13 protein-coding genes are annotated in these 14,305 nt (G+C 66.0%); 12 read left to right on the forward strand and 1 reads right to left on the reverse strand.

The annotated features are described in order from the left end of the window. The first annotated feature begins 6 nt into the window (after positions 1-6). The 11 genes from MRY84_RS00645 (at position 7) to MRY84_RS00695 (ending at position 11,152) form a co-directional block, all read left to right on the forward strand. The gene (locus MRY84_RS00645) at positions 7-582 is read left to right on the forward strand and encodes a DUF3305 domain-containing protein (protein ID WP_291503845.1); all 576 of its coding nucleotides are present in this window, start codon (positions 7-9) and stop codon (positions 580-582) included. Then, positions 575-1,339 carry a DUF3306 domain-containing protein gene (locus MRY84_RS00650; RefSeq protein WP_291503846.1) on the forward strand — a complete coding sequence of 255 codons (765 nt, stop codon included), beginning with the start codon at positions 575-577 and terminating at the stop codon, positions 1,337-1,339. Before MRY84_RS00645 ends, MRY84_RS00650 begins: the two co-directional genes overlap by 8 nt. Further along, positions 1,299-3,368, forward strand: coding sequence for a 4Fe-4S binding protein (locus MRY84_RS00655; RefSeq protein WP_291503847.1), 2,070 nt, complete (start codon positions 1,299-1,301; stop codon positions 3,366-3,368). The genes MRY84_RS00650 and MRY84_RS00655 overlap by 41 nt, the downstream gene beginning before the upstream one ends. Beyond that, a complete protein-coding gene (locus MRY84_RS00660; protein ID WP_291503848.1) occupies positions 3,365-3,997 on the forward strand; it encodes a molecular chaperone TorD family protein in 633 nt (210 codons plus the stop codon). The genes MRY84_RS00655 and MRY84_RS00660 overlap by 4 nt, the downstream gene beginning before the upstream one ends. Positions 3,998-4,144: 147 nt before the next feature. Beyond that, a complete protein-coding gene (locus tag MRY84_RS00665) occupies positions 4,145-4,354 on the forward strand; it encodes a twin-arginine translocation signal domain-containing protein (protein ID WP_291503849.1) in 210 nt (69 codons plus the stop codon). A 14-nt stretch (positions 4,355-4,368) separates the two neighbouring features. Then, positions 4,369-7,335 carry a formate dehydrogenase subunit alpha gene (locus MRY84_RS00670; RefSeq protein WP_291503850.1) on the forward strand — a complete coding sequence of 989 codons (2,967 nt, stop codon included), beginning with the start codon at positions 4,369-4,371 and terminating at the stop codon, positions 7,333-7,335. A 22-nt stretch (positions 7,336-7,357) separates the two neighbouring features. After that, a complete protein-coding gene (fdh3B, locus tag MRY84_RS00675; protein ID WP_291503851.1) occupies positions 7,358-7,975 on the forward strand; it encodes a formate dehydrogenase FDH3 subunit beta in 618 nt (205 codons plus the stop codon). After that, the gene (locus MRY84_RS00680; protein WP_291503852.1) at positions 7,972-8,223 is read left to right on the forward strand and encodes a hypothetical protein; all 252 of its coding nucleotides are present in this window, start codon (positions 7,972-7,974) and stop codon (positions 8,221-8,223) included. The genes fdh3B and MRY84_RS00680 overlap by 4 nt, the downstream gene beginning before the upstream one ends. 8 nt (positions 8,224-8,231) lie before the next feature. Then, a complete protein-coding gene (locus MRY84_RS00685) occupies positions 8,232-9,473 on the forward strand; it encodes a formate dehydrogenase subunit gamma (RefSeq protein WP_291503853.1) in 1,242 nt (413 codons plus the stop codon). Positions 9,474-9,484: 11 nt separating this feature from the next. Further along, positions 9,485-9,892, forward strand: a complete 408-nt coding sequence (locus MRY84_RS00690) for a hypothetical protein (protein ID WP_291503854.1) — start codon at positions 9,485-9,487, stop codon at positions 9,890-9,892. Positions 9,893-10,144: 252 nt separating this feature from the next. Beyond that, positions 10,145-11,152, forward strand: a complete 1,008-nt coding sequence (locus MRY84_RS00695) for a formate dehydrogenase accessory sulfurtransferase FdhD (RefSeq protein WP_291503855.1) — start codon at positions 10,145-10,147, stop codon at positions 11,150-11,152. A gap of 110 nt (positions 11,153-11,262) precedes the next feature. On the opposite strand, the gene MRY84_RS00700 is transcribed toward MRY84_RS00695, so the two are convergent. After that, positions 11,263-12,687, reverse strand: a complete 1,425-nt coding sequence (locus tag MRY84_RS00700; RefSeq protein WP_291503856.1) for a short-chain fatty acyl-CoA regulator family protein — start codon at positions 12,685-12,687, stop codon at positions 11,263-11,265. A gap of 261 nt (positions 12,688-12,948) precedes the next feature. Between MRY84_RS00700 and prpC the strand changes: the two genes are divergently transcribed. Then, positions 12,949-14,118 (forward strand): 2-methylcitrate synthase, encoded by a 1,170-nt coding sequence (gene prpC, locus MRY84_RS00705; protein WP_291503857.1) that lies wholly within the window; start codon positions 12,949-12,951, stop codon positions 14,116-14,118. The last annotated feature ends 187 nt before the right edge of the window (positions 14,119-14,305 follow it).

The following is a 14,305-nucleotide window of genomic DNA, read 5'->3' on the forward strand; positions in this document are numbered from 1 at the left end:
ACGCCCATGACCGAACGCCCCTTCACCGACGTGGCCGTGATCATGCGCTGCGAGCGCATCGACAACCGCTGGCAGCCCTGGCGCTGGTCGCTGGCCGAAGTGGTGATGCATGAGCCGGCCTTTGGCACTGAGCCCCGCCCGCTGATCCAGGACGAGCGTGAGCAGCGCTGGCTGTTTCCCAACTTGCGCGTCGAACTGTTCCGCGACGACGCCGAGGGCTACCACCTGAACCTCAGCTCGCCCGCGCCGTGCTGGTTCGTGATGTGGCGCCGCGACGAGGACAGCGGTAACGGCGAGACGCCGTTGGCCCGCCCCGTGGCCGTGAGCCTGAGCTACCACGACGCCGGCCGCTGGCTGGACGCGCAGGAAACCGTGGAGCAGGTGCCCGCGCCCGCCGAAGTGGTCGAGACCTTGCGCGCCTTCGTGGCCGAGCATTTCCAGCCCGAACCCAAGCGCCGTCAGCGTCCCGACAGCTTCCGGCCGCTGCAGGACCGGTTTGGAAACCCCGCCTCCGTGTCCACCGAAAAGCGCCGCGGGCCAGGACCTGCGGGCAACCCGGCCGGAGGCCGCGGCCATGGGTGACGGTTTTTTGGGCCGCTGGTCCCGCCGCAAGCAGGAGGTGCGCGAAGGCAAGCCTGTGGCGGACCCGCCCCTGCCGTCGCCGCCTGCGGTCACATCCCCGGCCCAGCCCGAGGCCCCATCGCCGGCACAGTCCGCTTCCGGGGGCTTGTCTGCACCCGTCACGCCACCTGCACCTCCACCCGCTGCCGAGGCTGCTGCGTCCATCGCCGAGGCCCCGGTGCCCACGCTGGAAGACGCCCAGGCGCTCACGCCGGCCTCCGATTTCACCGCGTTCGTGGCACGCGGCGTGCCGCCCGAAGTGCGCAACGTGGCCATGAAGAAACTGTTCGCCGATCCCCACTTCAATGTGATGGACGGCCTGGACATCTACGTGGGCGATTACACGCAGCCCGATCCGCTGCCCGCCGGCATGCTGCGCCAGATGGCCAGTGCCCACGCCATGGGCTTTTTCGACGAGGAAAAGAAGACGGCGACGGGGCAGGCACCGGCGTTGTCTGAAGGCGAGGGTTCAATAGCCCCTGCCATTGCTCAGCCTCGGGATGATGCGGGGGCCACCGGTGCCGCAGACGTGGCAAAGTCCGAGGTATGCAACGCTGTTCCCGGCGTTTCCACCAGCGAGCCTGCGCTGGCCGACCGTTCTGCACCAGAACAGATGGCCATGCCAGCCAGCCACACCCACGATGACCACGACGCTCATTTGCGATTGCAACCGGACGATGCCCCTCAACGCCAAGGCGCTGGGCGAGGCACTGCATGAAGACCTGAACCTGCACTCCACCCTGTGCCGCCGCGAGGCCGGGGCGTTCCAAAAAGCCATCCGCAGCGGCGACGACGTGGTGGTGGCTTGCACGCAGGAGCAGCGCCTGTTCGGCGAACTGGGCCAGCAGACCGAAGGCGCGGTGTCGCCCATCCGCTTCGTCAACATCCGCGAAACGGGCGGATGGAGCCGCGACGCCACCCAGGCCACCCCCAAGCTGGCAGCCCTGCTGGCCGCGGCCCGTTTGCCAGACCCCCCGCCCGTGCCCACGGTGACCTACCAAAGCCACGGCCGCTTGCTCATCATCGGGCCGCTGGATGCGGCTGAGCAGGCGGCGGCCTTGGTGTCGGACGTGCTGAACGTGACGCTGTTCACCCAGGGCCCCGGCAACGCGGGCGGCATGCAGGCCCGCCGCTACCCCGTGCTGGGCGGGCGCATCACCGGCCTCACCGGCTGGCTGGGCGCGTTTGAGCTGCAGTGGGCGGCCGACAACCCCATCGACCTGGATCTGTGCACACGCTGCAATGCCTGCGTGGCCGCGTGCCCCGAAAACGCCATCGGGCTGGACTACCAGATCGACCTGGCTGCGTGCCAGTTACACCGCGCCTGCGTCAAGGTCTGCCAGGTGGCGGGCGCCATCGACTTCACGCGCGATGCCCAGGCGCAGACCGAGCGTTTCGACCTAGTGCTGGACCTGCGCCCAGCCACCGCCACGCCCACGTTCTTGCAGCATGCGTTGCCGCAAGGCTACTTCCGCTGGGATGGGCGGGACATGGGGGCGCTGCTGAAGTTGCGCGAGCTGGTGGGCGAGTTCGAAAAGCCCCGGTTCTTTGCCTACAAGCAGAAACTCTGCGCCCACAGCCGCAACGAAACCGTGGGCTGCAATGCCTGCGTGGACATCTGCTCGGCCGAAGCCATCAGCAGCGACAAGAGCCGCCAGCGGATTGTGGTGAACCCCAACCTGTGCGTGGGCTGCGGCGCCTGCACCACGGTGTGCCCCACCGGCGCGCTCACCTATGCCTATCCGGCGGCAGGCGAGCAGGGCGCCAAATTCAAGACATTGCTCGCCACCTATGCCGCCGCCGGTGGCAAGGACGCCGTCTTGTTGCTGCACAGCCAGGAACGCGGCCAAGCGTTGGTGGAAGAGCTTGGCCGGGCCGCGCAGCTGCAGCTGGCGCACGGCGTGCCCGCCAACGTCATTCCCGTCGCGCTGTGGCACACCGCGAGCACGGGGGTGGACTTGTGGCTGAGCGCTATTGCCTACGGGGCATCGCAGGTGGTGCTGCTGACCACACAGGAAGAAGCGCCACAGTACCTGGAGGGACTGCAGGCGCAAATGGACGTGGCGCAGGCCATCCTGCGCGGCCTGGGCTACACCGGCACGCACGTGCAACTGTTGCGCGCGACGCACCCCACCGAGCTGGATGCCGGGTTGCAGGCCTTGAGCCTGACCCGACAGAAGACCCCGGCCGTGCCCGCGCGTTTTGCGGTGGCGCAGGAAAAGCGCAGCACGCTGGAGATGGCGCTGGACCATCTCATCGAGCAGGCGCTCATGCCCGCGGCCGAGCGGCCCGAGGCCATTGCATTGCCTGCCGTGGGGTCTCCCCTTGGCACTGTCGAAGTCAACAAGGACCGCTGTACCTTGTGCCTGAGCTGCGTGAGCGCCTGTCCCGCCAGCGCCCTGCAGGACAACCCCCAGCTGCCGCAACTGCGCTTCATTGAAAAGAACTGCGTGCAGTGCGGTCTGTGCGCCACGACCTGTCCGGAAGACGCCATCACCTTGCAACCTCGCCTGTTGCTCACGTCCGAGCGCGCACAGCTGCGGGTGCTCAACGAAGCCAAGCCCTGGGCCTGTGTGCGCTGCAGCAAGCCCTTCGGCACCGTCAAAGCCATCGAGGCCATGCTGGGCAAGCTGGCGGGGCACGCCATGTTCCAGGGCGAGGCCCTGGAGCGCCTGAAGATGTGCAGCGACTGCCGCGTGATCGACCTGTATTCCTCGCAAAACGAAGCGAAAGTGACCGACCTGTGAGTGCCAACCCTTCATTGACCCTGTCTGCAGGCAGCTCGGCCCTGGACGAGGAAACCGCGCGGGCAGAGCTGTACGGGCTGCTGTCGCAGCTCTATTACGCGGCGCCTTCTGCGCAGCTGCTGTCGGCCCTGCGCGTAGCCGTGACCGAAGCACCTGCCGCCGGTGGCTTTTTGCAGGAGCCCTGGCAGCAGCTGGTGGGCGCGAGCCGCGCGGACAGCGATGCAGCCATCGCGCAAGAGTTCGACCGTCTGTTTGGCGGCGTGGGCAAGCCCGAGGTGTATCTGTATGGCTCGCACTACCTGAGCGGCTTCCTCAACGAAAAGCCGCTGGCGCGCCTGCGGGCCGACCTAGACCGGCTGGGCCTGGCGCGTGACGAGGCCATGCCGGAAACCGAGGACCACGTCGCCTACCTTTGCGAGGTGATGCGCTACCTCATCGCGGGCGACGACATGGCTGTCTGCAACCTGACGATGCAGCGCGATTTTTTTGCAGCCCATCTGCAGCCCTGGGTGCTTCAGTTGTGCGATGCGCTCAACGCGCACCCCGCGGCCAGGTTTTATGCCGCGGTGGCCCATTTCACGCGGGCTTTCGTGTCAGTGGAAACCCAGGGGTTCGACATGCTGGAGTGAGGGCCGGGCCCCTCATTCGCCTTGCCTGTGTTGCTATGAAGTTGAGTGCACAGGTCGGGACGTGTAAAGCGCGATTGCGAGCTTTTACACACTGACATAGACTGTATGAATTCCGTTTCATAGCTGCCAGCCATTCTGGAGACAAGCATGCAGAACCGCCAGCCCAACACATCGCGCCGGAATTTCTTTTCCGGCGCCGCCACCGTCGGGGCAGCCGCAGCTGCCGTGGTGGCCCTCCCCCATGTGACGCCCTCCGAGCCGGTAGCTGCCGAGCCTGCTCGACCCGTGCCCGAAAACGGTGGTGGCTACCACCTGTCCGCGCACGTGAAGCAGTACTACAAAACCACCCAGATCTGAACGCGGGGCGCGCCATGTTGCTCACCAAGAAGTCTTCCCACGCCCTGCAGAACGCCACGTCTGCATCGCCATTCGTTCACAGCCTGCGCCGCGGTTTGTCGCAGGCGCTGCCCACCATGGACCGGCGCTCGTTCCTGCGGCGCTCCGGCCTTGGCGTGGGGGTCGGCATCGCCGCCTCGCAACTGACGCTGGTCAAGAAGTCCAACGCCGCCGAAGGCGCCAAGGTCGCCGTCGGCGACAGCAAGATCGAAGTGCGCCGCACGGTGTGCACCCACTGCTCGGTGGGCTGCGCGGTCGATGCCGTGGTCGAGAACGGCGTGTGGGTGCGGCAAGAGCCCGTGTTCGACTCGCCCATCAACCTGGGCGCCCACTGCGCCAAGGGCGCAGCCCTGCGTGAACACGGCCATGGCGAATACCGCCTGCGCTACCCGATGAAGCTCGTCAACGGCAAGTACGAGCGCATCAGCTGGGACACGGCGCTCAACGAAATCACCGCCAAGATGCAGGAGCTGCGCAAGGCCAGCGGCCCCGACAGCGTGTACTTTGTGGGCTCGTCCAAGCACAACAACGAACAGGCCTACCTGCTGCGCAAGTTCGTGAGCTTCTGGGGCAGCAACAACTGCGACCACCAGGCCCGCATCTGCCACTCCACCACGGTGGCCGGCGTGGCCAACACGTGGGGCTACGGCGCCATGACCAATTCGTACAACGACATGCAGAACAGCAAGTGCGCGTTGTACATCGGCTCCAACGCCGCCGAAGCCCACCCTGTGAGCATGCTCCACATGCTGCATGCCAAGGAGACCGGCTGCAAGATGATCGTGGTGGACCCGCGCTTCACCCGCACGGCGGCCAAGGCCGATGAATACGTGCGCATCCGCTCGGGCACTGACATCCCGTTCCTGTTCGGTCTGCTGTTCCACATCTTCAAGAACGGCTGGGAAGACAAGCAGTACATCCACGACCGCGTGTACGGCATGGACAAGGTGCGCGAGGAAGTGCTTGCCAAGTGGACGCCCGACAAGGTGGAAGAGGCCTGCGGCGTCAAGGAAGCCCAGATGTTCAAGGTGGCCAAGATGATGGCCGAGGCCAAGCCCGCGACCATCGTGTGGTGCATGGGCCAGACGCAGCACACCATCGGCAACGCCATGGTGCGCGCATCGTGCATCCTGCAACTGGCGCTGGGCAACGTGGGCAAGAGCGGTGGCGGCACCAACATCTTCCGCGGCCACGACAACGTGCAGGGCGCCACCGACGTGGGTCCCAACCCCGACTCGCTGCCCGGCTACTACGGTCTGGCCGAAGGCTCCTGGAAGCATTTCGCCAATGTGTGGGGTGTGGATTTCGAGTGGATCAAGAAGCAGTACGCCTCGCCCGCGATGATGTCCAAGAACGGCATCACCGTGTCGCGCTGGATCGACGGCGTGCTCGAGAAGAACGAGCTCATCGACCAGGACTCCAACCTGCGCGGCGTGTTCTTCTGGGGCCATGCGCCCAACTCGCAAACCCGCGGCCTCGAAATGAAACGCGCCATGGACAAGCTCGACCTGTTGGTGGTGGTGGATCCGTATCCGTCGGCCACCGCCGCCATGGCGGCCATGCCGGGCAAGGCCGAAGATCTGAACCCCAACCGCGCGGTGTACCTGCTGCCGGCCGCAACGCAGTTCGAGACCAGCGGTTCGTGCACGGCCTCCAATCGCTCGCTGCAGTGGCGCGAGAAGGTCATCGAGCCGCTGTGGGAGAGCCGCAGCGACCACATGATCATGTACCAGTTCGCGCAAAAGCTCGGCTTTGGCACCGAACTGTGCAAGAACTACAAGATGCAGAAGGTCAAGGGCATGGACGAGCCCGTGCCCGAGGACATCCTGCGCGAAATCAACAAGAGCGTCTGGACCATCGGCTACACCGGCCAGAGCCCTGAGCGCCTCCAGGCCCACATGAAGAACATGCACCTGTTCGACGTGAAGACCTTGAAGGCCAAGGGCGGCAAGGACAAGGAAACAGGCTACGACTTCACGGGCGACTACTTTGGCCTGCCCTGGCCCTGCTACGGCACGCCCGAGCTCAAGCACCCCGGCTCCCCCAACCTGTACGACACGTCCAAGCACGTGATGGAAGGGGGCGGCAACTTCCGCGCCAACTTCGGCGTGGAGAAGGATGGCGTGAACCTGCTGGCCGAAGACGGTTCGCATTCGGTGGGCAGCGAGATCACCACGGGCTACCCTGAGTTCGACCACGTGCTGCTGAAAAAGCTGGGCTGGTGGGACGACCTCTCGGACGCCGAGAAGGCCAAGGCCGAGGGCAAGAACTGGAAGACGGACCCCACCGGGGCCATCATCCGCGTGGCCATGAAGCACGGCTGCCACCCGTTCGGCAACGCCAAAGCCCGCGCCGTGGTGTGGAACTTCCCCGACGCCATTCCGCAGCATCGCGAACCGCTGTACGGCACCCGGCCGGACCTCATGGCCAAGTACCCCACGCACGATGACAAGAAAGCCTTCTGGCGCCTGCCCACGCTGTACAAGAGCGTGCAGGAGAAGAACGTGGCGGACAAGGTGCACGAGAAGTTCCCGCTCATCCTCAGCTCCGGCCGCCTGGTCGAGTACGAAGGCGGTGGCGAGGAAACCCGGTCCAACCCCTGGCTGGCCGAGTTGCAGCAGGAATCGTTCGTCGAGATCAACCCCAAGACGGCCGCCGACCGCGGCATCCGCAACGGCGAGCGCGTGTGGCTCAGTTCTCCCACGGGAGCGCGACTCAACGTGCAGGCGCTGGTCACCGAACGCGTGGCACCCGACACCGTGTGGATGCCGTTCCACTTCTCGGGCCACTGGCAGGGCGCTGACATGCTGGCCCATTACCCCAAGGGCGCAGCCCCCGTGGTGCGCGGCGAAGCTGTGAACACCGCGACGACGTATGGCTACGACAGCGTGACCATGATGCAAGAAACCAAGACCACGATCTGCAACGTGGAACGCGCCTGATCGCGCCGCGCAAGGAGACAACATGGCACGAATGAAATTCATCTGCGATGCAGAGCGCTGCATCGAGTGCAACAGCTGCGTGACAGCCTGCAAGAACGAGCACGAGGTCCCCTGGGGCGTGAATCGCCGTCGCGTCGTCACGCTCAACGACGGTGTGCCCGGCGAGAAGTCCATCTCGGTGGCCTGCATGCACTGCAGCGATGCGCCTTGCATGGCCGTCTGCCCCGTCAACTGCTTCTACCGCACCGAAGAGGGCGTGGTGCTGCACGACAAGGATGTCTGCATTGGCTGCGGCTACTGCAGCTATGCCTGCCCGTTTGGCGCGCCCCAGTTCCCGTCGCAAGGCACGTTTGGCGTGCGCGGCAAGATGGACAAGTGCACCTTCTGCGCTGGCGGCCCCGAAGCCCACGGCAGCCAGGCCGAATTTGAAAAGTACGGCCGCAACCGCCTGGCCGAAGGCAAGCTGCCTGCTTGCGCCGAGATGTGCTCGACCAAAGCGCTGCTTGCAGGCGACGGCGACGTGGTGGCAGACATCTTCCGCAACCGCGTCGTGCAGCGCGGCAAGGGCGCCGAGGTGTGGGGCTGGGGCACGGCCTACGGTTCGCAACAGGCGGGGCAACCCGCAGGGGGCAAGTCATGATGAAGCGTCCTGTCCAATCCACCGTGGCCGCAGCGGTGGCGCTGATGGCACTGGTGGCGCTGACCGCCTGTGGCGAGAAGCCGCAGACCGGCGCGGCCATCCGCACCGATGCAGCGCCTTACGCCGGCACGGGCAGCAACTTCATGCAGCCCGGCTGGAAGGCTGGCGACAAAGCCGCGTGGGAGGCGCAGTTGAAAGCACGCCAGCAGTACGGCCAGAACGAATACACCCGCAGCCAGAACAAGTGAGGCCCACCATGAAACACATCATGTGGTCGGTGGCGCTGGTGTCGGGGCTGGCAGGGGGATCGGCAGGCGCGCAGGCTCCGGCAGCTGGCACCGCAGCGGCGCCTGCCAGTGCGAGCGCAACGGCTTCACCGGCCGCTCCCGCTGCCGCAGCGGTGCCCGGCGGCATTCAAGGCCAGAATATTTTCGAGGTCAAGCCGGACGCCAGCGCAGACCCCAAGTACGCCGAGCAGACCAATGGCGAACGCGCCAAGGTCCAGCCCGGCAACAACGCGCCCATGTGGCGCCAGGTAGGGCAGGGCGTGACGGGCTATAGCAGCCTGCCCAAGACCCAGGCGCCCGAAGCCGGCAATCTGATCCAGCCTTTTGTGCAGTACCCCGGCTCGCGGGTGACCAATGCTGGCGAAGCCTGGAGGCAGGTGCGCAACCAATGGATCATTCCGTACGGCGCCGCGCTGCTGGCCATCGTGCTGCTGGCTCTGGGCATCTTCTACTTTGCCAAGGGGTCGCTGGGACATGAGCACCCCGATGGGGTGGGCCCCCGCCGCATCGAGCGCTTCACCCCGTTCGAGCGCGCAGCGCACTGGACCAACGCGTTTGCGTTCATCACCCTCGCCATCTCCGGCATCGTGATGGCGTTTGGCAAGTTCTTCCTGCTGCCCATCATGGGAGCCACCCTGTTCGGCTGGCTGACCTACGCCCTCAAGAACGTGCACAACTTCGTCGGCCCGTTGTTCGCCGTGTCGCTGCTCGTCATCATCATCACCTTCGTCAAGGACAACATCGCCAACCGGGCCGACTTTGTGTGGCTGTCCAAGGCTGGCGGCATGCTGGGTGGAGACCACCAGATTCCTTCGCACCGCTTCAACGCGGGCGAAAAGGGCCTCTTCTGGTGGGGTGTCACCATTCCTGGCATCTTCGTGGTGGCATCGGGGCTGGTGCTCGACAAGCTCATCCCCGGCTTTGGCGATGTGCGCGGCGACATGCAGATCGCCCACATGGTGCACGCCAGCCTGGCCATCTGGATGATGGCGCTGATCTGCGGCCACATCTACATGGGCACCGTGGGCATGAAGGGCGCCTACAAGGCCATGCAGACCGGCTACGTCAGCGAAGGCTGGGCCAAGGAACACCACGAGCTTTGGCACGATGACATCCAGGCCGGCAAGATCCCCCGTCTGCGCAGCGCCGAGGCACAAGCGCCCGCTACCAATACACCCCCACCATCTGCGGGCCAGCCCGCACAGGTATGAGGCTTCGCACCATGAATCACCCACACGGTTTCCGGATCTTTCTAATGGCGGTGTGCGCTGCCAGCGTGAGCGGCGCGGCATGGGCCAAACTGCCACCCCCTTCGCCGGAGGCGGCTGCCAAAGCCGCCGAGGCCGCAGCCAAGACCGCGTGGTCCGGCAAGGTGGACAACTACAAGCTGTGCCTCGCGCAAGACCGCGTGGCCGCCCACTACCGCAAGACGACGCCCGCGGCCAAGCCAGCTGCAGCGCCCAGTGCTGCGTGCGCCGACCCAGGCCCGTTCGCCTACACGCCCCCCGCGGCCAAGCCGCTGGAATCCGCCGGTGCCCATTCGCCACCGGGTACTGCCAGCAGCCCACCGAACACCCCGACGGTACAAACACCCGCCGCCAACACGGCTGCATCGGCCGCCAAGCCCTGAGAACACGCTCTGGCGGCAGCGATTGCCATCGTTGCGTCCACCCAGGTAAGCCGCGCCCCGCCTCGGGAGCGCGGCTTTCTTCTTTGGAGAGGCTGTGCGACCGCCGCCTCTGGACCAGTCCGTCCCCGCGACGCGGCCCCTCTGTCGCGTGACCTGCGTCGGCGCCATGGAGATAGCTGTCCGGCAGCCCGCCCCTTTGCCGCCAGAAACCCCAGCACCAGCCGATGGCGCCGCACTGCTTATATTTGCCCCATGACCCTCGCTCCATCCTCGCCCTCCCGCGCAGCTGCGCCCACGCTGCCACGCCTCACCCAGGCCCGCGCGCCGTTGACCCATGCGGTGGAAGGCATCAACGAACTGGGCGAGCGCGAGCAGCTGCAGATCCCCGCAGAGCGGCCCTTGACCATCTATGTCGACAAGCGCGAGCTCGTCACCCTCATGACCCTGGGCGCACATCCCGAACTGCTGGTGCTCGGTTACCTGCGCAACCAGCGGCTGGTGGAATCAGTGTTCGACATCGAGTCCATCACCGTCGATTGGGAAGTGCACGCTGCTGCCGTGCGCACGCGCCACGGCATTGCCCGCATCGAAGAGCGCACGGCCAGCAAAGTCGTCACCACGGGCTGCGGGCAGGGCAGCGTGTTTGGCGGGCTCATGGACGAAGTGGACCGCATCGTTCTGCCCGCGGCCCGTCTGACGCAAGCCGAGCTGTACGGCATCGTCAACGCCATCCGCCTCCAGGAGACCACCTACAAGTCCGCAGGCTCCGTGCACGGCTGCGCGCTGTTCAGGGGTGAGACGCTGCTGACCTTTGTGGAAGACGTGGGTCGCCACAACGCCATCGACACCATTGCCGGATGGATGTGGATGAACAAGGATGGGACGCGCGCGGAAGCGGGGGCAACCGCCGCGCAGGGCCGTGCGGCGCCTGACGACGGGGCAGCGCTGCCAGGCCCGCACGCGCCCGTGTCGGGTGCCGACAAGGTGTTCTACACCACGGGCCGGCTCACCAGCGAAATGGTCATCAAGTCCGCCCAGATGGGTGTGCCCATCGTGGTTTCGCGCAGCGGCATGACCCAGATGGGACACGCCGTGGCACAACAACTGGGGCTGTGCGCGATCGGGCGGGCCACCAATCGGCGGTTTGTGTGCTACAGCGGTGCGGATCGGCTGGTGTTGCAGCCGGAGCTGGCGCAACAGCCGGTGGCCAAGGGGCTGTCGACCGCCTCAACCATATCCCCAAACATTCAGAACTGCTGACAAAACTCGCCTGGCGTCATTGTGTTGCCTTGTCGTACTACTGCCTGTACTGCTCCAGCCAAGGCCGCTTGACTGAGCTTTGCTTGCCGCTTGGCACCCCGGGTGTTGCGCTACCTCTTTCCGCCAGCGCCGTAGGGCGCAAAGCCACTGACGTTCTCATCTGCGTCCAGCGGCCTGCCCACGTACGGAAAGGCGCGCTGGGGGCAGTCCACCCGCTCACACACCTTGCAGCCCATGCCGATGGGCGTGGCAGCGTCGGGGTCCGCAAAGTCCAGCCCCTTGGCATAGACGAGCCGAGGCGCATGGCGCACGTCGCAGCCAAGGCCGATCGCAAACATCTTGCGGGGTGAGCCGTAACCGCGCGACGGACCGCTGACCACGGTTCGCGCGATCCACAGGTAGGCGCGGCCGTCGGGCATGCGCGCCAGTTGCGACAGCACGCGCCCCGGCTGGGCAAACGCTTCGTACACATTCCACAGCGGGCAGGTGCCACCGGTGCGGCTGAAGTGGAAGTGCGTGGCCGATTGCCGCTTGGAGATGTTGCCCGCCCGGTCCACCCGAACAAAGAAGAACGGTATCCCCGGCGCCGTGGGGCGTTGCAGTGTGCTCAGCCGGTGGCACACGGTCTCGAAGCCCACACCGAAGCGCTGACCGAGCAGGTCGATGTCGTAGCGCAGCGCTTCGGCCGCCCGCAGGAAGGGCGCATACGGCAGCAGCAGTGCGCCCGCAAAGTAGTTGGCCAAGCCGATGCGGGCCAGTTGCACGGTGGGCACATCGCCAGCAAAAGGCGCTGCCCGGGTGAGCCCTTCGATGAGCTCGCCGGCCTCCAAAAACGCGAGTTGCGTGGCCAGCTGAAATGCTTGCTGCCCGGCGTCGAGCGCGCGCGACAAGGACAGGGTCCGGCTGTGCGGGTCGTACCGGCGCTTGCCATCGCCCGTGCCGTCATCGTGAACCACGCGCACGCGGTGCTGCTCCAGCAGACGCTGCGCCAGCCATGGCGCCAGTGCCGCACCCTCCAGCGCCGCCTTGGCCGCCAGCGCCTCCGCGGCGCGGTCGAGTGCATCGAAGTGGTTCTGGTGGGCAAAGAAGAAATCCCGCACCGCTTCGAACGGCATGGCGCGGGCCGCGGGCGCTGCTTCCATGCGGTCGTCGCCCAGGCGCAGCGCCATGGCCTCCATCTGGGCTGTGGCGTCCAGCGTGCGCCGGTACATGGCCACGATGGCGCGTCCCAGCGCCGGCATCTGTGCGGCCACCTCCTGCAGCTCGGGAAGGCTCACGGGCTCGGCGGCGTCGGCCAGGGCCTCGCGCATGCCGGCGATCAGGCGGCCTTCCTCGTCCTCCGAGAACTGCTGGATGTCCACGCCCAATGCGCGGTTGAGCTTGAGCAGCACGCTCACCGTGAGGGGGCGCTGGTTCTGCTCCACCTGGTTCAGGTAGCTCGGCGAAATCCCCAGCGCCTGGGCCAGCGCGATCTGTGACATGCCGCGCTCGGCGCGCAGCCGACGCAGCTTGACGCCCATGTAGGTTTTGGCCATCGATGCCTCTTCGTTTCTAGAAATTCGCAAAATTTGCAAATTCCTCCGAAGTCATTCGCAGGAATTCGCCTTTTCAGTGCTGTTGCCAGCGGCGCATTTTGCGTAAATTGCGAAGCATGACAAGCCCTGCCGGAACCATGGCCTCGTCCGGGGGCATTCCGGCAGAGGCCGTCCTCCAAGGGGCGTTGGAAATGGCCGCACGGAATGCCGCAGGCCGCCCATCGCCATGAACCGCACCGATCTGAACCAGGAGACCGCCCCATGAGCATCGCCACCATCACTGCAATGTCCGCGCCCGCATTCAAGCCCAAGAAATCCGTGGCCCTGTCGGGCGTGACCGCGGGCAACACGGCGCTGTGTACCGTGGGTCGCACCGGCAACGACCTGCACTACCGCGGCTATGACATCCTGGACATGGCCGAGGTGTGCGAATTCGAAGAGATCGCGCATCTGCTGGTGCATGGCAAGCTGCCCACCCGGGCTGAACTCAAGGCCTACAAGGCCAAGCTGCGCGCCCTTCGCAGCCTGCCCGCCAGCGTGAAAGAAGCGCTGGAGCGGCTGCCCGCCGGATCCCACCCCATGGACGTGATGCGCACGGGCGTCTCGGCACTGGGCTGCATCCTGCCCGAGAAAGACGACCACAACCTCCCGGGTGCGCGCGACATCGCCGACCGGCTGATGGCCTCGCTCGGGTCCATGCTGCTGTACTGGTACCACTGGAGCACGCAAGGCAAGCGCATCGAGCTGGAGACCGACGACGACTCCATCGGCGGCCACTTCCTGCACCTGCTGCACGGCGAGAAGCCCAGTGAAGCCTGGGTGCGCGCCATGCACACCTCGCTCAACCTCTACGCAGAGCACGAGTTCAACGCCAGCACCTTCACCGCACGGGTGATTGCCGGCACGGGCAGCGACATGTACTCGAGCATCGCGGGCGCCATTGGCGCGCTGCGCGGCCCCAAGCATGGCGGCGCCAACGAGGTGGCTTTTGAGATCCAGAAGCGCTACGACAACCCCGACGAGGCCGAGGCCGACATCCGCCGCCGCGTGGAGGCCAAGGAAGTCGTGATCGGCTTCGGCCACCCGGTGTACACCGTGAGCGACCCGCGCAACGTGGTCATCAAGGGCGTGGCCAGGCGGCTGTCCGATGCTGCGGGCTCGACCAAGATGTACGACATTGCAGAGCGGCTTGAAGCGGTGATGTGGGACGCCAAGAAGATGTTCCCCAACCTCGACTGGTTCAGCGCCGTCAGCTACCACATGATGGGTGTGCCCACGGCCATGTTCACGCCGCTGTTCGTCATTGCCCGCACCAGCGGCTGGGCCGCGCACGTGATCGAGCAGCGCGTGGACAACAAGATCATCCGCCCGAGCGCCCACTACACGGGGCCGGAAGACCAGAAGTTCGTGCCCATCGAGGCGCGCGGCTGAAAAAAACCGGGGATGCCCTGCATAACCCTCGCGAGTCGGTGGTAGTGCGGATCGGGATGGGCTAGAAGGCGTCTTTTTGCAGCCAATAGCCCGGCTATTGGCAAGAAAAGCAACGCAGTAGACCGCCCGAGGCCGCGCTATCACCGACCGCAGGGAGTTATGCAGGGCATCCCTAGCGGCCCGCGCT

Source organism: Acidovorax sp. (assembly GCF_022763525.1).
Classification (GTDB): domain Bacteria; phylum Pseudomonadota; class Gammaproteobacteria; order Burkholderiales; family Burkholderiaceae_C; genus Acidovorax.